We start from the raw sequence: 20,879 nt of genomic DNA, 5'->3' as shown, positions 1-20,879 counted from the left end.
CGCGCCCCGCGAGAGGACTCGCGGGGCGCGCCGAGCGGTGCCGGGAGACGCCCGGACCTCAGTGCTCGTCGGCAAGGATCAGGTAGAGCTTCTTGCGGGCGTCGTTGACGACCCCGAGCGCCTTCTCGCGCTGCTCGGGCGAGCCGGTCTTCAAGACCTGCCCGAAGGCTTCCATCAGACCGATCCCGGCCGTCCGGACCTCGTGCATCGCCTCGAAGTCGAAACCGCGCCCGGCGTCGGCCCACGGCGCGTCGGGGCCCGACTCGGCCTCGGCGCGGCCGGCGTCGGTGAGCGTGAACAGCTTCTTGCCGCCCTCGCTCTCGCTCGTGATGAGCCCCTCGTCCTCGAGCAGTTGCAGGGTCGGGTAGACCGAGCCCGGGCTGGGCTTCCAGCCCCCGCCGCTGCGCTCGCCGATCTCCTGGATCATCTCGTAGCCGTGCATCGGCCGGTCGGTGAGCAGCGCCAGGATCGAGGCGCGCACGTCACCGCGCCGGGCCCGTCCGCCGCCTCGCCCACCGCGCCCGCCCCGGCCCCCGAAGGGCCCGCCGCCGAAGGGCGGCCCGAACGGTCCGAAGGCGGCCCGGCGCCCCTTGAAACCCTCCCGACGATCGGGCCCGCAGTGGTCGTGGCCCCGTCCGTGGTCATGTCCGTGGTCGTGTCCGTGCTGTCCGTGTGAACGCATGACTGCGCTCCTTTCGCCACGTTGTCGTTCTTCATGTCATCGGTTGTCCGATGACTCAACTATCGCTGATCCATCGCGATGCGTCAACGATATATCGGAAACACTGAGCCGAACCTGGACCGGTGCGTGTACTGGCTCCCCGCGACCCCCCGGACCGGTCCGCGTCCCGTCCGCCGCCGACCGGTCCAGTCACCCCGGATTGGCCTTTGTCCGTGTTCGAGGAACCGCCCTAACGTCGGCGCATGCGCATCCGAATCGTCGACGCCTTCACCGACCGGCCCTTCCACGGGAACCCCGCCGGAGTCCTGCTCCTCGACACCGGCTTCCCCCCGGACACCTGGCTCCAGCAGGTCGCCTGCGAGGTGAACCTCTCCGAGACCGCCTTCGCCCATCCCCTGCCGCCCGGCGGGGACGCCGACTGGGCGCTGCGCTGGTTCACCCCGGCCGCCGAGGTCGACATGTGCGGCCACGCGACCCTGGCCACCGCGCACGTCCTGGCGTCCGCGGGCCTCGCCGCGGGGCTGATCCGCTTCTCCGCGCGCTGCGGGATCCTCACGGCCGAGACCGCCGCCGACGGCACGATCACCATGGACTTCCCGACGTCCTCACTGACCCCGGTCCCGGCACCGCCCGCCGTGGACCACGCACTCGGCGGGGCGCCGATCCTCTCCGTGCACGACACCGCCGCACACATCGGCGACCTCGTGATCGAGCTCGCCGACGAGAAGACCGTCCGCGAACTGACGCCGGACCACGGCGCCCTGCGCGCCTTCGCCAAGCGCGGGGTCATCGTCACCGCGGCCGCCGAGGACCCCTCGCGCGGGTACGACTTCGTCTCCCGCGGTTTCTTCCCCGCGTTCGGGATCGACGAGGACCCGGTGACCGGCAGCGCCCACACCGCGCTGGCCCCCTTCTGGGCCGAGCGCCTCGGTCGTACGGAGCTGACCGGCCTCCAGGGCGGCGCGCGCCGCGGTCTCGTACGGGTGACGCTGGCGGGCGACCGGACCCTGCTGGCTGGCCGGGCCGTCACCGTGCTCGACGGCGAGCTGCTCGCGTCCCCGCCGGGGGACGAGCAGGCGGGGTGACGACGGGGTACAGGCGCGGGCGCCGGGCCGGGGCAGGGCAGGGCCGAGCCTGGGCGCGGGCGCCGGGACGGGTCAGCCCCCGGACCGGCCCCCGGCGCCCTTCCCGTCCCCCCTCACCCGCCTCCTCGCCTTCGCCTCCGCCTTCGCACGTGCGGCACTGCGCCGCTTCTCCTCCTGCTCCGCCCAGGCCTCGGAGTCGATCCGCTTGCGGTAGATCTGCTCCGGCTCCGCCTTGCCCAGGTGCACCGTCCACGCCCACAGGGCGGCCGACGCGATGAAGCAGCCGACCGCCACGGCCAGGTACGAGGCGGTCTGCTCGGCCTCGGAGGTGCCTTCCTCGTGCGCGAAACCGGGTACGCCGACGACGAGCGCGTTCACCCACCACGCGAGCGCCGCGTTGAAGAGGACGAGGGAGATCCAGTACGCGACCCGCGTGCTCTTGGCCGGGCCGTTGACCTCCCCCAGCAGCAGCAGGCGCCGCAGCGAGACCGGCCCCGTCCGGTGCCCTGCGCCCGTGTCCGCCTTGGCCCGGCGCACCGACGCGTAGCACTCGTCCAGCCAGCGCCCCGGCTCCGGGTCCGGGGCCGGGGAGTCGGTCGGCGCCAGCTCCTTGGCCTGGATCCAGTTGCTCAGGAACTGGACCTCCAGCTGGGCCTTCTCCAGCCGCCTGCGGTAGTGGTGGTCGGAGCTGCGTGCCTCGCGGCGGTCCCGGATGAGGAGGCTGGCTCCGCCCACCAGGCCGCTGACCACGGGCACGAAGAACGGCGCGAACGGCACCAGGGAGTCCATAACAGCCACCGGGCGCGCCTCCTCACCTCCCCTTCAGCGTCGCACCGCTGCGGCCCGCGCCCCCGCCCGGAGGGGCCGACCGGGTGGTCCGCCGCGTCACGGCGTGGGCAGCCAGTCCACCTTGCCCGCCAGCAGGGCGTAACCACCGAAAGCCACGATGTCGAGGAGCGCGTGGGCGGCGACGAGCGGTCCCACCCGGCCCCAGCGGCGGTAGGCCAGGACGAAGACGACGCCCATCACCATGTTGCCGACGAAGCCGCCGATGCCCTGGTAGAGGTGGTAGGAGCCGCGCAGGGCCGAGCTGGCCAGCAGCGCGGCCATCGGCGACCAGCCGAGCCGGTCCAGCCGGCGCAGCAGGTAGGCCAGCACGATGACCTCCTCCACCACGGCGTTCTGCAGGGCGGAGAGGATCAGCACGGGGAACTTCCACCACACGTCCGGCAGCGCCTCGGGCACCACCGTGAGGTTGAACCCGGCGGCCCGCGCCCCCAGGTAGAAGGCGAGCCCCGCGCTCCCGATCCCCGCGGCGACGAGAGCGCCGCGCGCCAGGTCCCCGGCGGGCCGGGTGCGGTCGAAGCCCAGCACTCGCAGCCCGGGGGCGCCCTCGCGGGTCAGCAGGTGGGCCACCAGCAGGACGGGGACCAGCGCGCTCGCGATGCCGAACAGCTGCCACGCCAGGTCCAGCCAGGGCCGGCCCGGCGCGTACGAGCCGTTGAGGGTGGCGGCCTGGTCCTTCAGTCCCCCCGGCTTCGTGAGCGAGCCGATGAAACTGATCAGCGCCGAGACCCCGCTCGCGCCCAGCGACAGCGCGAGGACGAGCAGCGTCTCGTCACGCAGGAGAGCCCGCCGCCCGTCCTCGCCCAGCTCCACGAACACCGGCTCCGGATCCGCCCGCACGTCCGTCTCCCGTCCTGCCATCCCGTTGCGACGACCCCATACTGCCTCCTCGGAAGGCCGGGAGGATCACTGCGGGGCGCAACGGGAGTGACGGCAGCGACGGGACCGCCGGACGGCCCCGGCCGCGCGCCCGCTCAGCGGGGCTCCGGCACCGAGGGGCTCACCTCCTCCCCCGGCCCCACGGGCCAGGTGTGCACGGGGTCGCCCTTGTGCATCAGCTCGCTGTACCTCCGGGTCGTCGCGGCCAGCGCCTCGTCCCGTTCCAGCCCGGCGGCCAGCGCCCGGTGGTAGGTGTCCACCTGCCAGGTCGCCCCGTTCACCCGCCGCCGGCAGCGCTCCTCGATGATGCCGAGGTAGTGGTCCCGGTCCGCGGGCTCGATGCCCCAGGCGTCCAGCCCGGCCGCCGCCATCGGCAGCAGCTCGTCCTGGACCAGCCGTACGGCGGGCACGCTCGCCAGTCCCCCGGCCCGGCCCCGGCGCGGCCACCGCAGCCGCGCGTCGATCCCGTACCGGCAGGCCGCGTCGAAGTTCGCCTCCGCCTCGGCGAAGGGCAGCCGGGTCCACACCGGGCGCTGCTCGTCCGCGAGGGTGCGTACCAGCCCGTAGTAGAAGGCGGCGTTGGCGACGACGTCGGCGACCGTCGGGCCGGCCGGCAGCACCCGGTTCTCCACCCGCAGGTGCGGCACCCCGTCGGCGACCCCGTACACGGGCCGGTTCCAGCGGTAGACGGTCCCGTTGTGCAGGACCAGCTCCTGCAGCCCCGGCACGCCGCCCTCGGCGAGCACCCGCAGCGGCTCCTCCTCGTCGCATATCGGCAGCAGGGCGGGGAAGTACCGGACGTTCTCGGCGAAGAGCTCGTACGCCGAGTCCACCCACCGCTCCCCGAACCAGGTCCGCGGCCGTACCCCCTGGGCCTGGAGTTCGGGCGGCCGGGTGTCGGTGGCCTGCGTGAACAGCGGCGGCCGCGACTCCCGCCACAGCTCGCGCCCGAACAGGAAGGGCGAGTTGGCGCCGACGGCTATCTGCGCGGCGGCCACCACCTGCGCCGCGTTCCACACGGCGGGGAACCGGGCCGGTGTGACCTGGAGATGCAGTTGTACGGAGGTGCAGGCGGCCTCCGGCACGATCGACCCGGAGGTCCAGATCAGCCGCTCGACCCCGTCGATGTCGAGGGTGAAGTCCTCGCCCCGCATCATCAGGATCTGCTCGTTGAGCAGCGAGTACCGGTCCACGGCCGACAGGTTGGCGGTGACCAGGTCGGCGCGGGAGATCGTCGGCAGAATGCCGATCATCACCACTCCGGCGTCGATCTCCGCGGCCTGCCGGTGGGCATAGCCGAGCCCCGCGCTGAGTTCCTCGGCGAGCTGGTCGAATACCCGTCCGCCGAGCCGGTGCGGCAGGACGTTGACCTCCAGATTGAACATTCCCAGTTCGGTCTGGAAATCAGGACTCGCAATCCGCTCCAGTACCTGGGCATTCACCATTCTCGGCAACCCGTCGGCGCCCGCGAGATTCAGCTCGATCTCCAGTCCCATCATGTTCTTCGGGCGATCGAACCTCTTCTCCGCCAGGAGTCGCTCCAGCCCCTCCAGACACTCGTGAAGCTTCCTTCGATACCGCTGCCGATCGGACAGGTCGAATCCGCCCGCCACGACCTTCTCCCCCATCGAAGCGTCCCTCCACGAGTGGGCCCGGCCCGGGACACCCAGGCGCGCATTACGGTCGATGATGCCCCGGCAGCGTGATCCATAACGCGGTGGGGGCGTGCGTGGCGAGGAGCGCGCGCCGGTTTGGCCGAAGGGCGCTTCGGCACATTCACCTGGCAAGTCGCCTCACGCAAATTCCGCTTCACCTTTGCGCGCCCCGCAAAACCGATGCTTTCCAGCCGAGCCCCCGTCCGGTAACCTCCGAGGTCAGCGCGGCACGTTCGCGTGGATCCGGCATGAATGCCATGTCAGCGGGACCGGTAAGCGCCTTGTCGGCAATAGGCGGGACAGCTAGCCGAAACACTGCGTGAACACATGTCGTATAAACTCCGCAAACGAGGCAGAGAGTTGGCGCGCGGCCATTGCCCCTCGGCCCCCCTCTGGCCCCAGAATGCGACAGCGCCGTCCGCACCTGCCCCCGTTCCACAGGTCTCCCAAGTGAGAGGCGACCCACCATGCCGCTGCATGTCCCTCCGGCTCCCGCGCCCGCCCTGCGCAGCGTCCTCGCGGCACTCGGTTCTCCCACCGCCGTCCACGAGGCGCACACCCCGTCCCTGCGCGCGATCCAGGGGCCGCTGACCGCCGAACTCCCCCTGCCGGTGCACGTCCTCGACCGGCTGGGCATGTCCGCCCTCCCGGCCGGCGGCAGGCCGCCCCGCACGCGGCTCACCGGCTGGCGGTTCCTGATCCGCAGCGGGGACCGTCACGTCGCGGCGGCCGACACCCGCCTGACCCCCGACGGCTGGGCCTTCTCCCACTTCTTCGAGGGGCCCTACGTCGCCGCCACCGAACGCGCCCTGCGCCAGGCGGAGTCCCTCGGTACGAGCTACCAACCGCGGCTGCTGTCCGTACCGGAGCTCTACATGCTGACCCTGTGGCTGCACGGGGCGGTGGGCGCCGACGCCTCCGCCGGGCTGCCCGCCGGTGAGGACCTGCTGGTGCCGCTGGCTCCGGCCCCGCCCGGCATCGCCCCGTTCCGCGCGCATCCGGTCTCCGAGCTGCTGCCCGTGCTCACCCGTCGGCTGACCCCCGCCACGGCTCCGCTCCCTCCGTCGCTGGCCGCGCCCGCCGCCTGACCCGAGTAGCCCATTCGGCCTAGTCCGCTCGGGCCACTTGCGAACCATCCGAAATGACAGGGGAGTTGGCCTGAACCGCCCGCACGAGTGATGCGTCATCAATCTATGAGGACAGCTGCCGGGAAATACCTGCGAAGCGGCTGTCATGGGGGAACACTGATGACACGCTCCCCGCGGGTGCGGGGATGACCCAGGGGGACGGCCATGAATCACGCATCGAGCCGTAGCACGCAGACCACACCGCAGCGAAAGAACGCATCCATGTGCCAGCACCAGCCAGCCTGCCCGTCAGCCGCATCCGCCGACCGGGAGGCCGCGCGCCCGGTGGCCAACCACCCGGAGCAGGGCTGGAGCCTGCTGTGCAACGGCGTCCTGCTCTTCGAGGACACCGGTGAGCTGCTGCCGGACGGCCGGATCATCGCACCGCACCGCCCGCTCGCGGCCGCGTAGGCACGAAGGACGGCCCGGCGGACGCACGCCACGAAGAAGGGGCCGGCCCGGGAGATCCTCCCGGGCCGGCCCCTTCTTCACGTCACGTGCTTCCTGTCACCGCACCGCACGGTGTCAGGGGTCGAACTCAGTGGTCGTACTCGTCCAGCGGCGGGCAGGAGCACACCAGGTTGCGGTCGCCGAAGGCACCGTCGATGCGGCGCACCGGCGGCCAGTACTTCTCGGCGGCCGTGACGCCGCCCGGGAAGACGGCCTCGTCGCGGGTGTACGGGTGGTTCCACTCGCCGCCCAGCGCCGCCGCGGTGTGCGGGGAGTTGGCCAGCGGGTTGTCGTCGGCCGGCCACTCGCCGCCCGCGACCCGCTCGATCTCGCCGCGGATGGCGATCATCGCGTCGCAGAAGCGGTCGATCTCGGCGAGGTCCTCGGACTCCGTCGGCTCGATCATCAGCGTGCCGGCGACCGGGAAGGACATCGTCGGAGCGTGGAAGCCGTAGTCGATCAGGCGCTTGGCGATGTCGTCCACGCTGACGCCCGTGGACTTCGACAGCGGGCGCAGGTCGATGATGCACTCGTGCGCGACCAGGTTGCCCGGGCCGGTGTACAGCACCGGGTAGTGCGGCTCCAGGCGCTTGGCGATGTAGTTGGCGCCGAGCACCGCCACCTGGGTGGCGCGCTTGAGGCCCTCGCCGCCCATCAGGCGCACGTACGACCAGGAGATCGGCAGGATGCCCGCCGAGCCCCACGGGGCGGCCGAGATCGGGCCGACGCCCGTCTCCGGGCCCGCGGTCGGCTGGAGCGGGTGGTTCGGCAGGTACGGGGCCAGGTGCGCCCGGACACCGACCGGGCCGACGCCCGGGCCGCCGCCGCCGTGCGGGATGCAGAAGGTCTTGTGCAGGTTCAGGTGCGAGACGTCGCCGCCGAAGTGACCCGGCTTGGCGAGGCCCACCAGGGCGTTCAGGTTGGCGCCGTCGACGTAGACCTGGCCGCCGGCCTCGTGGACCTGGGCGCAGATGTCGGCGACGTGCTCCTCGAACACACCGTGCGTGGACGGGTAGGTGATCATCAGCACGGCGAGCTCGTCGCGGTACTGCTCGATCTTGGCGCGCAGGTCGGCCGCGTCCACCTCGCCGTCGTCGGCGGTCTTGACGACGACGACCTTCATGCCGGCCATCACGGCGCTGGCGGCGTTGGTGCCGTGCGCGGAGGACGGGATGAGGCAGATGGTGCGCTGCTCGTCGCCGTTCGCGCGGTGGTAGGCGCGAACGGCCAGCAGGCCGGCGAGCTCGCCCTGGGAGCCGGCGTTGGGCTGGATGGACACCTTGTCGTAGCCGGTGACCTCGCAGAGACGTTCCTCCAGCTCGGTGATGAGCGTGAGGTAGCCCTCGGCCTGCTCCACGGGGGCGAAGGGGTGCAGCTGGCCGAATTCGGGCCAGGTGACCGACTCCATCTCGGTGGTCGCGTTGAGCTTCATGGTGCAGGAGCCCAGCGGGATCATGCCGCGGTCCAGCGCGTAGTCCTTGTCCGAGAGCTTGCGCAGGTAGCGCAGCATCGCGGTCTCGGAGCGGTGCTGGTGGAAGACCGGGTGCGTCAGGTAGTCGTCCGAGCGCAGCAGGCCCTCGGGCAGCGTGTCCGCCGTGACCTCGTCCAGCGCCTCGATGTCCGCGGTGACGCCGAAGGCGGCCCAGACGGCCTCGACGTCGGCGCGCAGGGTGGTCTCGTCGCAGGCGACGGAGACGTGGTCGGCGTCGACCAGGTACAGGTTGACGCCGCCCTCGCGGGCGGCGGCGACGACCTCGGCCGCGCGGCCCGGAACGCGGGCGGTGACCGTGTCGAAGTACGAGCCGTGCACGATCTCGACCCCGCCCGCCGTCAGGCCCGCGGCGATCAGGGCGGCGTAGCGGTGGGTCCGGCGGGCGATCGTCCGCAGGCCGTCCGGGCCGTGGTAGACGGCGTACATGGCGGCCATGACGGCGAGCAGCACCTGGGCGGTACAGATGTTGCTGGTGGCCTTCTCGCGGCGGATGTGCTGCTCGCGGGTCTGCAGCGCCAGGCGGTAGGCCTTGTTGCCGTCCGCGTCCACGGAGACGCCGACCAGGCGGCCGGGCAGCGAACGCGCGTGCTTGTCCTGGACGGCCATGTAACCGGCGTGCGGTCCGCCGAAGCCCATCGGGACACCGAAGCGCTGGGTGGTGCCGACGGCGATGTCCGCGCCGAGCGCGCCCGGGGAGGTCAGCAGGGTCAGCGCGAGCAGGTCGGCGGCGACGGCGACGATGGCGCCGAGCGCGTGCGCCTGGTCGATGACCGGCTTGATGTCACGCACGGCGCCCGAGGCGCCCGGGTACTGGACGAGGACGCCGTAGATGCCGCGCTCGGCGATCTCGGCCGGGATGCCGGCGGACAGGTCGGCGACGACGACCTCGATGCCGATCGGCTCGGCACGGGTCTCGATGACGGCGATGGTCTGCGGCAGCGCGTCGGCGTCCACGAGGAAGACGTTCCCCTTGGCCTTGCCCACGCGGCGGGCCAGCGTCATGGCCTCGGCGGCCGCGGTGCCCTCGTCGAGCAGCGAGGCGCCCGAGGTCGGCAGCCCGGTGAGGTCGGCGACGACGGTCTGGAAGTTCAGGAGCGCTTCGAGGCGGCCCTGGGAGATCTCCGGCTGGTACGGGGTGTACGCCGTGTACCAGGCCGGGTTCTCCATGACGTTGCGCAGGATCACCGGCGGGGTGAAGGTCCCGTAGTAGCCGAGACCGATCATGGAGGAGAGGACCTGGTTGCGGTCGGCGAGCGCGCGCAGCTCGGCGAGCACCTCGGCCTCGGTCCGGGCCTCGGGCAGGTCGAGCGCGTCGGCGGTCTTGATCACATCCGGGACCGCGGCGGCGGTCAGTTCGTCCAGGGAGCCGTAGCCCACATGGGCGAGCATCTTCGCCTGCGCCTCGGCATCCGGGCCGATGTGGCGCTGTTCGAAGGGGATGCCTCGCTCCAGCTGGGAGAGCGGAATGCGGTTGGCGGTCATGTACGGAGGCCTCCTGGTCGTATGACCTGCGAGGGGCACCACGGCGCGGGCACCCGGACGGCCTCCCCCTCTGTCATCTGCACCTGAGAGTTTCACCGGAACCACGGGGGTCGCCCGAGCGCTCCGGCTTTCACCGTCGGTGAGGAGAGGCACCGGCACTGCACGCCCGGTACCCGCCCTGCTTTCCAGAGTGGCCTCGTCCGTGCGGTACGTATGCCTGAGAGATTCCGGGGAGGATTTGCTCCTTCGGCGCCTCCGTCTCGTTCACTCGGAGGACTCTCCCGCACAGGGTCGACAGCCATCACCCAGCCTACCAGCGACGTTCTGGCCCCTCCCCGAGTGGCCTCCGCTGCCGTTATGCACTTCTGTAGTCATTACGGAGGAGTTGCGACCATTTGGAGGGACCGTGCAGACCGACATCGATCCGCGCAGCCTGATCGGCCGCAAGGCGTTCGACCGCAACGGCACCAAGATCGGCACCATCGACGAGGTCTACCTCGACGATGCCACGGGCGTCCCGGAATGGGCGGCCGTCCGTACGGGCCTGTTCAGCCGGGACGCCTTCGTCCCGCTGGAGCCGAGCGAGATGGTGGGCGACACCCTGCGGGTGCCCTTCGAGCGCTCCCTGATCAGGGACGCCCCCGACTTCGGCGTCGGCCGTCACCTCTCCCCCGAACAGGAGCTGCAGCTCTACCACCACTACGGCCTGGACACGACCCTGCCCGCGGAGTTCTCGCGCGACTTCGGCCGGCTGGCCGGCGACGAGGGCTGAGCGGCGCGGGTGCGCGGGGCCGCGGCAGCCCCGCCGAGGGCCTCGGGCGGGCGTCGGCCCGGCCCGTGGCGGGCGTGTTCGCCGTCCGGTCCCGGGATCACGCCGCGCCGGCGGGTCCCTGCTCCCCGTCCCCCACCAGCGGCAGCGGGTCGGACGGCGCCAGCTCGGGGTCGTCCACCCGGAAGGTCCGCACCCGCCCGGGCGCGGATCCGGGCTGTTCGAACCGTACGGTCACCCGCCCGACCCCGCTGCCCTGCACCCACCCGGGCCCGTACAGCGCGTGTCGTACGTCGCTCCCGGCCGGCCAGCGGCGCTCGGGGGCCGGCTCCGGCTCCCCGGGCTGCTCGGCGCCCGCCCGGGCCCCCGAGCCCTCCACGGGCGCCGCTGTGGCTCCGAGCGCGCCGTTCCCGGCCGCCTGGCCCGCCCCGGCCGCCTCGCCCGCCCCGTCGGCCTCGTCCGGCTCAGCGGCGAGCGACTGCGCGAACAGGTCCTCCTGCGTGTAGTCCGCCAGCCCCGTCACGCCCACCCCCAGCAGGCGCACCCCGCCCGTGGTGTCCACGCCCTCCAGCAGCCGGGCCGCGGCCTCCCGCACCACGGCGGTGTCGTCCGTGGGCCCGCGCAGCGTCTCGGACCGCGTCAGCGTGGAGAAGTCGTACCGCCGCACCTTCAGCACGATCGTCCGCCCCGAGTGCCCCGACCCCCGCAGCCGCTGCACGCACCGGTCGGCCAGCCGCTGCACCTCGTTCCGGATCCGTACGCGGTCGTGCAGGTCCACGTCGAAGGTGTCCTCGACCGACACCGACTTCGCGTCCCGCTCCGCGACCACCGGGCGGTCGTCCAGCCCCAGCGCCATCCGGTACAGGCCGACGCCGTGCGCGCGCCCGAGCATCCGGACCAGCTCGTCCTCGCCCGCCTCGGCCAGCTCCCCCACCGTGGTGATCCCGGCACGGCGCAGGTGCTCCCCGGTGGCCGGGCCCACCCCGGGCAGGGTCCGCACCGACATCGGCGCGAGCAGCTCCCGCTCGGTCCCCGGCTCGATCAGCAGCAGCCCGGCCGGCTTGGCCTCCTCGGACGCCACCTTGGCCAGCATCTTCGACCCGGCCAGTCCCACCGACCCGCTGAGTCCCGTGGCGGCCCTGATGTCGGCCCGCAACCGCTCCCCCGTGGTCCGGGCGGTCGGGGAGTCGAAGGCGACGCCGCCCGCCTCCAGGTCCACGAAGGCCTCGTCCAGGCTGAGCGGCTCCACGAGCGGCGACAGCTCCCGCAGCAACGCCATCACCACGTCGCTGACCTGCCGGTAGAGGCTGAAGCGCGGGATCAGGTAGGCGCCGTTCGGGCAGAGGCGGCGCGCCTGCGCCGTCGGCATCGCGGAGTGCACGCCGAAGCGCCTGGCCTCGTACGAAGCGGTGGCGACGACCCCGCGCGGCCCGAGCCCGCCGACGATGACGGCCTTGCCCCGCAGGCTCGGCTTCGACGCCTGCTCGACCGAGGCGTAGAAGGCGTCCATGTCCAGGTGCAGGATGGTCGGCGCGGCTCTCACGGCACCGATGCTGCCCTACGGCACTGACATTTCCCCGGCCCGGTCAGACGGCGCGGTTGCGGCGGGCGGCCAGCTCGTCCGTCGGGTTCTGCCCGACCAGGGTCTCGCCGGTGTCCACCCGCTCCCCGTGCAGCTGCGACAGCGCGCTCTCGACGTCGCTCCACACCACGCCCACGGCGATGCCGAAGACGCCCTGTCCGCCCTGGAGCAGGCTCACGACCTGGTCCGGGGAGGTGCACTCGTACACGGTGGCGCCGTCGCTCATGAGCGTCATCCGCTCCAGGTCCGCGAACCCGCGGTCCCGCAGGTGCTGGACCGTCGTGCGGATGTTCTGCAGCGCCACCCCGGTGTCCAGGAAGCGCTTGACGATCTTGAGGACCACCACGTCGCGGAAGCTGTAGAGCCGCTGCGTGCCCGACCCGTACGCGGGCCGCACGCTGGGCTCGACCAGCCCGGTCCGCGCCCAGTAGTCCAGCTGCCGGTAGGTGATGCCGGCCGCCGCGCACGCCGTCGGCCCGCGGTATCCGATCTGCTCGGGCGCCGGATCACCGCCCACCGGTCCGACCGGCGTCGACTCCGGCTGACGGCGCGCGGACCCGACCGCGCCGCCGTGCAGCGGGTACGGCCCAGCGTCACTCCGTACGGGGGTGCCCCCGGTCGTACCGTCGCCCGTGATCCTCACGCCGACCCTCCGTCCTTGACCTGCCCACCTCGAAGGTAGGCAGTCACCAGGGGTGCGTCAACGATCGCCACACTCGGCACGCCGAGTGATAATCACCCTGAGAGTGGTTTCCCGTATCCCGTTGTGGGGAAAGGCTAATCGAATGGGCTGAAAGTCCCCCGCTGAGCGCGGAGGCGACGCGGCCCACGCCTCACTGCGGGCCGGTGCCGAAGTCCTCGGGCGAGATCTGGTCGAGGAACTCGCGGAACTTCTCCACCTCGTCCTCCTGCTCGTCGGGAATGGCGATGCCGGCGTCGTCCAGCACGCCGTCACTGCCGTAGATCGGCGTCCCCGTCCGCAGGGCCAGCGCTATGGCATCGGAAGGCCGCGCGCTCACCTCGACCCCGCTGGCGAAGACCAGCTCCGCGTAGAAGACGCCCTCCCGCAGATCCGTGATCCGGACCTCGGTGAGTTCCTCACCGATCGCTTCCAGCACGTCCTTGAACAGGTCGTGCGTCAGCGGTCGGGCAGGGGCCATCCCCTGCTGTGCGAAGGCAATGGCGGTCGCCTCCCCAGGACCGATCCAGATGGGGAGGTACCGGTCGCCTCCCACTTCACGCAGGAGCACGATCGGTTGGTTGGAGGGCATTTCCACCCGGACACCCACAACGTCGAGCTCGTTCACACAGCAACCCTAGGACCTGCCCGGCAGGTTTGGGTAGTCGGGGCTCCACGCCGACCAGCCCGGTCACCGCAACCGGACGCCCAGAGCGGTCTGTACGAGGGCCTCGTGCAGCCGTACGGACAGCCCCGCCAGCTCCTTCAACGTGGCCTCCGCATGCGCTCTGGTCTGCGGGTTGCGGTGGCGGCGCAGCGGTGCCACGACCTGCTCCACCAGTCCCGCCTCACGGTCGGCCGCGGCCTTCATCGCACGCAGGTGCCGCGGCTCCAGGCCGAAGCGCCCCAGATCGGCCACGAGCCGGGCCACCGTGACCGCCTCGGCGTCGAAACCACCGCCCGGGGCCTCCGCCAGCAGCCCGTACGACTCCCACTCGACCAGCTGGACCTCGTCCACCTCGGCGGCGGCGAGCAGCTCCGCCCGGCCCACCCGCGCCACGGTGCTCCGCTCCCGGCCGACCTCGCCGTACACGGCCGCCGGGCCGGTGGGATCGTCGGAGTCCCCGTGCGCCGTGGGCGCCGGGATGCGGATCTGCTCACCGCGGGCGAGCGCGTCGAGCTGCTCGCGGATGACCTTCAGCGGCAGGTAGTGGTCGCGCTGCAGCCGCAGGATGCGCGCGAGGCGCTCCACGTCCTCGGTGCTGAACTTGCGGTATCCCGAAGGGGTGCGGCGCGGCTCGACGAGCCCCTCCGCCTCCAGAAAACGGATCTTCGAGATGGTGACTTCGGGGAACTCGTCACGCAGCGTGGTGAGCACCGTGCCGATGCTCACCAGCCGCCCGGCCGAGCCGGAGGTGCCGTTTCCGGCACCCCCTGTCGGGTTGCGCAGCATGGGACCTTCCCTGGGAAGCCCCCGGACCGGGTCCGGGGGTGGGGGTCCCCCCGGACGGAGTCCGGAAGGGGTCAGATGCCCCGCAGGCTCGCGTAGAAGACCAGCCGGTACTTGCCGATCTGCACCTCGTCGCCGTTGTGCAGGGCGACGGAGTCGATCGGTTCCCGGTTCACGTACGTGCCGTTGAGGCTGCCCACGTCGGAGACGGTGAAGCCGCCGTCCGGGCCCCGGCGGAAGTCGACATGGCGCCGGGAGACGGTGACGTCGTCCAGGAAGATGTCGCTCTGCGGGTGCCGGCCCGCGGTGGTCAGCTCGCCGTCCAGCAGGAAGCGGCTACCGGAGTTGGGACCGCGCCGCACGATGAGCAGGGCGGAGCCGGGCGGCAGCGCTTCCACCGCGGCCTGGGCCTCGGGGGACAGCGAGGACGACACGTGCGTTTGTCCCGACACCTCGGCCTCGTAGGCCTCCAGGCCCGAGATCGAGATGGTGGACGTGGTCTCCGAGGCTCGCTCCGGCGTCAGACCCGGCCGCAGCGGCGCCCCGCAGTTGGAGCAGAACCGACTGGCCGCATCGCTGCGGTGTCCGCACCTGCTGCAGATCTGCTCGGCCGACATGGACGGCTCCTCGCGCCGCGGCTGCCCCGCGGAGGCGTTGGTGGCGTACGGGTCGGGGGCGAACCCTCCACCCGCAGTTGAGGTTGATGGTTCACCGAAACCTATGCCTCCGGTACCGGCAGGGTCAACGGCCGACGCGCCGTGGCCACCCTGAACATCACCCGGGCCGGCGACCTCGTCGCGGAAGAGCGGCCGGTCGCCCTGCCCTTCCACGTCCCCGTGACCGGCACGGTGCCGCGCCGAACCGCTGTCCTCGCGGTTCTTCTTGCCGAACAACTTCTCAAACAACTTCACGGGCGATTCCCCTTGACCGAAACAGACCCGCCCGTGGGGCAGGACGAACTCCGAATGCAGACACCTGCCGACCCGGACATTCTCACAACGTCCGTAACCACCAGACAGTTTCCACCACGCACCGCGACTTCGGTGCGCCGACCCCCCGCGAGCATCCGCCCGCGTGAGCCGCTCCACCCTTCACTCCGGTTCCTCACGATGACGACCGAGCGTAGTCAGGCTGCTTCGCAGCCCGCAAGGCATCCACAACGATCTTCGCCGACCGTGTGACGGCAACGGTCGCCTGCTCCTTCTCCAGCGTCTGTACGACGCCGCCGGGAATGTTGAGCGCGGGCTCCAGATCCTGGGGCTTGCCGATCACCCTGAACTCGTAGGGCTGTGTGATCTTCTTACCGTCGATCGCGACCCCGCCGTTCTCCTCCGAGAAGTACGAGCCGGCCACGACGCGCACACCGTTGATCTGGATCGCCTCGGCCCCGGCCGCCCGCAGCTCCTGGAGCGTGTCCAGCAGCTGGTCGGACTGCACCTGGCCGGTCGGATCGGTGATCTTCAGCGTGATGCCCGGCCCCTGCGCTGCCACGGTACCGGCCAGGATGCCGAGTTGACGCTCCTTCTCCACGGTCTGCCTGCGGGCCTCCTCGGCCTGGTTGGAGCTGCTCTCCAGCTCCTTGCGCTGATCCTCCAGCGCCTGCTTCTCCTCCTCCAGGCGCTTGGTCCGACCGTCGAGCTCGTCGAGGATCCGTACGAGGTCCTCCTGACGGGCCCCGCGCAGCGCACTGGAGTCGCTGTTCGACCGCACCTGGATGGCCAGACCCAGCCCCAGGACGAACAGCAGCAGTGCGACGATCAGTTGCGCCCGGCTCACCCTCGGCGGCCACAGCCCGGCAGCGAGCCGCTGCCGGCCGCTCTCCTCGGGCTCAGCGGCCGGCGGCGGCTGCTGCGCGGGCTGCTGCACCGGCTGCACGGGCGGCTGCACCGGCTCGTCCTTCTCGGGGACGTCCTGCGGGGGCACGTCCCGCGGCGGCTGTCCGGCGGCCCCCGGACCCGACTCCTCGGGACTGTCGTTCGTACTCATCGGCCTCACGCCCGGAACACGTGCCGGCGGATGGCCGCGGCGTTGGAGAAGATGCGGATGCCGAAGACCACGACGACACCCGTCGACAGCTGCGAACCGACGCCGAGCTTGTCACCGAGGAAGACGATCAGCGCCGCCACCACCACGTTCGACAGGAACGACACGACGAAGACCTTGTCGACGAAGATCCCGTCCAGCATCGCGCGCAGACCGCCGAACACCGCGTCCAGTGCCGCCACCACGGCGATCGGCAGATAAGGCTCCACCACGGCCGGTACTTCGGGCCGGACCAGAAGTCCGACCACCACTCCGGCCAAGAGGCCCAGTACCGCGATCACGATGCACCCTTCTGCTGCTCTACCGGTGTAGCTGTACGTACGGTCAGGCTCGACGCGGCCGGCAGCCGCAGCTCGTCCGCGGCGGACAGGCTGTAGCGGATCCCGTAGCTCTCCTGCAGCACGTGCAGGTACTGGCCGTCCGCCGAGTCCTGGAAGGCCGTGCCGAGCCGCTTCTTGTCCCCCACCGCCAGCACCTCGTACGGGGGCACCAGCGGCCTGTTGTCGACCAGTATCGCGTCACCCGCGGCCCTGATCGCCGACAGCTCCGTCAGCCGCTGCCCGTTGATGGAGGCGGCCTCCGCCCCGGACTGCCACAGCCCGTTGACGATCTTCTGCATGTCGCGGTCGCGGAGCCGGCCGGTGTCCGAGAAACCGGAGCTCTCGCGCGGTTTTCCGCCGCCGCCGGAGGAAGCGCCCTTCGCGTCGTCCACGACCAGCTTGATCCCGGGGCCGCGGACCTCCGTGGCGCCGGCCAGCAGCGCCACCAGCTCGCCCTGGCCGCCGCCGGGCTGTTTCAGCGCCGCACGCTGGCGGGCCGCGACGTCGGTCCTCAGGCGGTCGATGTCCCGTTCCAGGCCGTCCGCCCGCTCGTCGGCCCGCTCCACCCGGTCGATCAGCTCGTGTCGTTCCTTGGCCAGCACCGGCGCGGCTATCCGCGCCTCGGCCGCGCCGAGCGTGACGACCATGGCGGTGATCACGAGCCCGGCGGCGAGCCCCAGCTTGGCCTGGAGGCTGCGGGGCAGGCCCGCCGTTCCGTCCGCCTCGCGCCGGGCCGTGGCCTCCGCGTAACCCTCGTCGAGGCTGTGGTCCATCACGTGCGTCAGCAGCGACATGGAAGCGTCCGGGCGCGGGGGCACAGGAGACGCCGAAGTCCGGTGGTGGGGCGGCTGCGACATGCCGCACATCGTCGCATGTCGGCGCCGTACACACCCAATGCGTCCGTCCGGTGGGCCGGGGCGGGACTCCCGCACCCGGCCCACCGGACCGCTGTCCTACGCCGGCGCCCGGCGCCCGGCGCTCAGTGCCCGGCCCCGTCCACCACGGCCGCCCACTCGTCGAGGAGGGCCTGCGCGGAGGCGTCGTCGGGCCCCTCGGCCCACAGGTGGGTGACCGCTTCCGCCGGGTCCGGCAGGACCAGCGCCCACCGTCCGTCGGTCTCGACCACCCGCACCCCGTCGGTGGTGTCCACCTGCCGCTCTCCGGCCGCCTCCACGACCCGCCGCATGACGAGTCCCTTCACCGCCCACGGCGTCGGGACGTCACGCTTGAGCACGTGGGCCCGCGGGATCCGGGCGTCGATCTGGCTCAGCGTGAGCTGCGTGCGCGCCACCAGGCCGAGCAGCTGCACGAAGGCCGCCGACCCGTCGAAGACGCTGCTGAACTCCGGAACGATGAACCCGCCCCGGCCGTCCCCGCCGAAGATGGTGTTCTCCGCCCGGCCCACGCGGGTCAGGTCGTCGGGCGAGGTCGTCGTCCACTCCACCTGGGTGCCGTGGTAGGCCGCCACCTGCTCGGCGACCCGCGTCGTGGTCACCGGCAGCGCGACCTTGCCGCTGCGCTTCTCCGCCGCCACCAGGTCGAGCATCACGAGCAGGGCGCGGTCGTCCTCGATGATCCGCCCGCGCTCGTCGACCAGGGAGATCCGCTCGCCCACCGGGTCGAAGCGCACTCCGAAGGCCGCCCGCGCCGAGGCCACGATCTCCCCGAGCCGTACCAGCCCGGCCCGCCGGGACTCGGTGGTCTCCGTCGGCCTGGACTCGTCGAGCCCGGGATTGATCGTCAGCGCGTCCACCCCGAGCCGTCCCAGCAGGCTGGGCAGGACGAGTCCGGCGCTGCCGTTGGAGGCGTCCACGACGACCTTGAGCCCGGCATCGCCGATCCCGTTGGTGTCCACCCGGCGCAGCAGCGAGCCGGTGTACGCGTCGAAGACGCTGCCCGGGAACTGCAGGTCGCCGATCTCGCCGGGGAACGCCCGCCGGTACTCCTGGCGCGCGTACACCCGGTCCAGCTTGCGCTGCTGCTGGAGCGAGAGGTCCGCTCCGCGCTCGTCCAGGAACATGATGTCCACGGAGTCCGGGACGCCGGGCGAGGTCCGGAGCACGATCCCGCCGGCGGTGCCGCGCGCGGTCTGCTGCCGCGCCACCGGCAGCGGTACGTTCTCCAGGTCCCGGACGTTGATGGCGCTGGCCTGCAGCGCCGAGATCACGGCCCGCTTGAGCGCTCTCGCGCCTCGGGAGTGGTCTCGGGCCGTGGTGACCGTCGCCCCCTTCTTGAGGGTCGTGGCATAGGCGCCGGCGAGCCGGACCACCAGCTCCGGGGTGATCTCGACGTTCAGGATGCCGGAGACTCCCCGCGCGCCGAAGAGATGTGCCTGCCCGCGGGACTCCCAGATGACCGACGTGTTGACGAAGGCACCGGCTTCGATCGTCTTGAAGGGGTAGACGCGTACGTTCCCCTGAACGATGGACTCCTCGCCGACGAGGCACTCGTCACCGATGACGGCGCCGTCCTCGATCCGCGCGGAACGCATGATGTCGGTGTTCTTGCCGATGACGCAGCCGCGGAGGTTGCTGTGGGGCCCGATGTACACGTTGTCGTGGATGACGGCCCTGTGCAGGAAGGCCCCGCTCTTGACGACGACGTTCGATCCGATGACGGTGTGCTCACGGATCTCCACGCCGGCTTCGATCTTGGCGTAGTCCCCGATGTACAGCGGGCCGCGGAGGACCGCGTCCGGGCTCACCTCGGCCCCTTCGGCGATCCACACGCCGGGCGAGATCTCGAAGCCGTCCATCTCGATGTCGACCTTGCCCTCGAGCACGTCGGCCTGCGCCTTGACGTAGCTCTCGTGGGTGCCCACGTCCTCCCAGTAGCCCTCGGCCACGTAGCCGTAGATGGGCTTGCCGTCCTTCATCAGCTGCGGGAAGACATCGCCGGACCAGTCGACGGAGACGTCCGGGTCCACGTAGTCGAAGACCTCGGGCTCCATGACGTAGATACCGGTGTTGACGGTGTCGGAGAACACCTGGCCCCAGGTCGGCTTCTCCAGGAAGCGCTCGACCTTGCCCTCCTCGTCCACGATCGTGATGCCGAATTCCAGCGGGTTCGGCACCCGGGTGAGGCACACCGTGACGAGTGCGCCCTTCTCCTTGTGGAAGCGAATCAGATCGGTGAGGTCGAAGTCGGTGAGGGCATCGCCGGAAATGACGACGAAGGCATCATCCTTCAAGGCCTCCTCGGCATTCTTCACACTGCCGGCGGTGCCGAGTGGCTTCTCCTCGTTGGCGTAGGTGAGCTCCATTCCGAGCTCTTCGCCATCCCCGAAGTAGTTCTTGACGAGTGACGCCAGGAACTGCACGGTGACCACGGTCTCGCTGAGCCCATGGCGCTTGAGCAGCCTGAGCACGTGCTCCATGATCGGCCGGTTGGCCACCGGCAGGAGCGGCTTGGGCATGCTCGAGGTCATGGGGCGAAGACGCGTACCTTCGCCACCGGCCATCACGACGGCCTTCATGTCGGAAGAGTCCTCCTTGAGAGATGACAGTCGTGCCGACTCTCACCCGTCTCGGTCGGTGACTCCGCAACTCTTCCGCGTCATCGGCGCCGGTCGGGCTCAATCGGCCGTGGCGTCTGCCTTGACTAGACGGCGGACTTGAACCACGTAAAGGATTCCTGCCCACCAATAGAGGGTTGTACCCCATCCCGCGAACGCCCATCCGAAAACTGACCCCAACCAGGCCAACCAACCCGTGCCGTCGCTGAGCAGCAGCAAGGGAAACGCGTACATCAGGTTGAAGGTCGCCGCCTTGCCCAGGAAGTTGACCTGGGGCGGCGGATAGCCGTGTCGGCGCAGGATCCACACCATGACCAGCAACATCAGCTCACGCAGGAGCAGTGCTCCGGTGAGCCACAGCGGCAGCAGCTCGCGATAGGTCAGACCGAAGAGCGTCGACAGGATGTAGAGGCGGTCCGCGGCCGGATCCAGGAGCCGGCCGAGCTTGCTGATCTGATTCCAGCGCCGCGCGAGCTTCCCGTCGAGGTAGTCACTGATCCCGCTGAGCATGAGGACGGCCAAGGCCCACCCGTCGTGCTCGGTGAGGATCAGCCAGAGGAACAAGGGCACGCCGGCGAGACGAGCCATGCTCAGGATGTTCGGAATGGTGAAAATTCGGTCAGTCTGAACCCGAGTCTCCTGGACCTCCACCCGGGGGCCTCCACTGTGACGGTAGAAAACGGTCGTTCGATGCCCCCTGACCCTACAGGAGGCCGCACACGTGTCCTGAACGCAGAAAAGCCCCGCACCGAACCCGAAGGCTTGGTGCGGGGCTTCCCGCAATGATTGTTCGGCGGCGTCCTACTCTCCCACAGGGTCCCCCC

The 20,879-nt window shown here is 71.1% G+C and carries 19 protein-coding genes and 1 riboswitch; of the genes, 4 read left to right on the top strand and 15 right to left on the bottom strand.

Going from position 1 to position 20,879, the window contains the following annotated elements:
- Positions 1-58: 58 nt before the first annotated feature.
- Complete coding sequence (locus ACFYP3_RS33315; protein WP_388840942.1) at positions 59-682, bottom strand: PadR family transcriptional regulator; 624 nt, start codon at positions 680-682, stop codon at positions 59-61.
- Positions 683-924: 242 nt separating this feature from the next.
- Here ACFYP3_RS33315 and ACFYP3_RS33310 point away from each other — a divergent pair, with 242 nt between their 5' ends.
- Complete coding sequence (locus ACFYP3_RS33310) at positions 925-1,767, top strand: PhzF family phenazine biosynthesis protein (RefSeq protein ID WP_388840939.1); 843 nt, start codon at positions 925-927, stop codon at positions 1,765-1,767.
- 72 nt (positions 1,768-1,839) lie between these two features.
- Here the strand turns inward: ACFYP3_RS33310 and ACFYP3_RS33305 are convergent, their stop codons facing one another.
- The 3 genes from ACFYP3_RS33305 to ACFYP3_RS33295 all read right to left on the bottom strand — a co-directional run bounded on the left by ACFYP3_RS33305 (position 1,840) and on the right by ACFYP3_RS33295 (position 5,120).
- Positions 1,840-2,565 (bottom strand): hypothetical protein, encoded by a 726-nt coding sequence (locus ACFYP3_RS33305; RefSeq protein WP_388840936.1) that lies wholly within the window; start codon positions 2,563-2,565, stop codon positions 1,840-1,842.
- Between the two features lie 87 nt (positions 2,566-2,652).
- On the bottom strand, positions 2,653-3,474 hold the full coding sequence (locus ACFYP3_RS33300) for a CPBP family intramembrane glutamic endopeptidase (RefSeq protein ID WP_388840933.1): 822 nt from the start codon (positions 3,472-3,474) through the stop codon (positions 2,653-2,655).
- Between the two features lie 113 nt (positions 3,475-3,587).
- Positions 3,588-5,120 carry a glutamate--cysteine ligase gene (locus tag ACFYP3_RS33295; protein ID WP_388840930.1) on the bottom strand — a complete coding sequence of 511 codons (1,533 nt, stop codon included), beginning with the start codon at positions 5,118-5,120 and terminating at the stop codon, positions 3,588-3,590.
- 494 nt (positions 5,121-5,614) lie between these two features.
- Here ACFYP3_RS33295 and ACFYP3_RS33290 point away from each other — a divergent pair, with 494 nt between their 5' ends.
- Together ACFYP3_RS33290 and ACFYP3_RS33285 are read left to right on the top strand one after the other, a co-directional pair.
- The gene (locus tag ACFYP3_RS33290) at positions 5,615-6,235 is read left to right on the top strand and encodes a hypothetical protein (protein ID WP_388840928.1); all 621 of its coding nucleotides are present in this window, start codon (positions 5,615-5,617) and stop codon (positions 6,233-6,235) included.
- A 261-nt stretch (positions 6,236-6,496) separates the two neighbouring features.
- On the top strand, positions 6,497-6,685 hold the full coding sequence (locus ACFYP3_RS33285) for a DUF5999 family protein (RefSeq protein WP_388840926.1): 189 nt from the start codon (positions 6,497-6,499) through the stop codon (positions 6,683-6,685).
- 127 nt (positions 6,686-6,812) lie between these two features.
- Here ACFYP3_RS33285 and gcvP read toward each other — a convergent pair whose 3' ends face one another.
- Positions 6,813-9,698, bottom strand: coding sequence for an aminomethyl-transferring glycine dehydrogenase (gene gcvP / locus ACFYP3_RS33280; protein ID WP_388840923.1), 2,886 nt, complete (start codon positions 9,696-9,698; stop codon positions 6,813-6,815).
- 195 nt (positions 9,699-9,893) lie between these two features.
- Positions 9,894-9,992: riboswitch (glycine riboswitch) on the bottom strand.
- Between the two features lie 112 nt (positions 9,993-10,104).
- On the opposite strand from gcvP, the gene ACFYP3_RS33275 reads away from it, so the two are divergent.
- Positions 10,105-10,470: a PRC-barrel domain-containing protein gene (locus tag ACFYP3_RS33275; RefSeq protein WP_388840920.1), complete on the top strand. Its 366-nt coding sequence runs from the start codon at positions 10,105-10,107 to the stop codon at positions 10,468-10,470.
- A gap of 97 nt (positions 10,471-10,567) precedes the next feature.
- On the opposite strand, the gene ACFYP3_RS33270 is transcribed toward ACFYP3_RS33275, so the two are convergent.
- The 10 genes from ACFYP3_RS33270 to ACFYP3_RS33225 form a co-directional block, all read right to left on the bottom strand.
- Positions 10,568-12,010: a DNA polymerase IV gene (locus ACFYP3_RS33270; protein ID WP_388840917.1), complete on the bottom strand. Its 1,443-nt coding sequence runs from the start codon at positions 12,008-12,010 to the stop codon at positions 10,568-10,570.
- A gap of 43 nt (positions 12,011-12,053) precedes the next feature.
- Positions 12,054-12,692 (bottom strand): MerR family transcriptional regulator, encoded by a 639-nt coding sequence (locus ACFYP3_RS33265; protein ID WP_388840914.1) that lies wholly within the window; start codon positions 12,690-12,692, stop codon positions 12,054-12,056.
- Between the two features lie 190 nt (positions 12,693-12,882).
- A complete protein-coding gene (locus tag ACFYP3_RS33260) occupies positions 12,883-13,356 on the bottom strand; it encodes a bifunctional nuclease family protein (protein ID WP_030009777.1) in 474 nt (157 codons plus the stop codon).
- 63 nt (positions 13,357-13,419) lie between these two features.
- Positions 13,420-14,181 carry a MerR family transcriptional regulator gene (locus ACFYP3_RS33255; protein ID WP_388840911.1) on the bottom strand — a complete coding sequence of 254 codons (762 nt, stop codon included), beginning with the start codon at positions 14,179-14,181 and terminating at the stop codon, positions 13,420-13,422.
- 71 nt (positions 14,182-14,252) lie between these two features.
- Positions 14,253-15,197 (bottom strand): FHA domain-containing protein, encoded by a 945-nt coding sequence (locus ACFYP3_RS33250; protein ID WP_388840982.1) that lies wholly within the window; start codon positions 15,195-15,197, stop codon positions 14,253-14,255.
- Positions 15,198-15,282: 85 nt separating this feature from the next.
- A complete protein-coding gene (locus ACFYP3_RS33245; RefSeq protein WP_388840908.1) occupies positions 15,283-16,164 on the bottom strand; it encodes a DUF881 domain-containing protein in 882 nt (293 codons plus the stop codon).
- Positions 16,165-16,169: 5 nt separating this feature from the next.
- Entirely contained in the window at positions 16,170-16,502 is a 333-nt protein-coding gene (locus tag ACFYP3_RS33240) for a small basic family protein (protein WP_030722407.1), read from the bottom strand.
- Positions 16,499-17,407, bottom strand: a complete 909-nt coding sequence (locus ACFYP3_RS33235; RefSeq protein WP_388840905.1) for a DUF881 domain-containing protein — start codon at positions 17,405-17,407, stop codon at positions 16,499-16,501. The genes ACFYP3_RS33240 and ACFYP3_RS33235 overlap by 4 nt, the downstream gene beginning before the upstream one ends.
- A 113-nt stretch (positions 17,408-17,520) precedes the next feature.
- Positions 17,521-20,016 (bottom strand): sugar phosphate nucleotidyltransferase, encoded by a 2,496-nt coding sequence (locus ACFYP3_RS33230; RefSeq protein ID WP_388840902.1) that lies wholly within the window; start codon positions 20,014-20,016, stop codon positions 17,521-17,523.
- A 99-nt stretch (positions 20,017-20,115) separates the two neighbouring features.
- A complete protein-coding gene (locus ACFYP3_RS33225; RefSeq protein WP_388840899.1) occupies positions 20,116-20,706 on the bottom strand; it encodes a CDP-alcohol phosphatidyltransferase family protein in 591 nt (196 codons plus the stop codon).
- Positions 20,707-20,879 lie beyond the last annotated feature (173 nt).

The organism is Streptomyces sp. NPDC005533 (assembly GCF_042871845.1).
GTDB lineage: Bacteria > Actinomycetota > Actinomycetes > Streptomycetales > Streptomycetaceae > Streptomyces.
The sequence above is the reverse complement of the archived record's forward strand: the minus strand, read 5'-3'. Positions and strand labels throughout refer to the sequence as shown.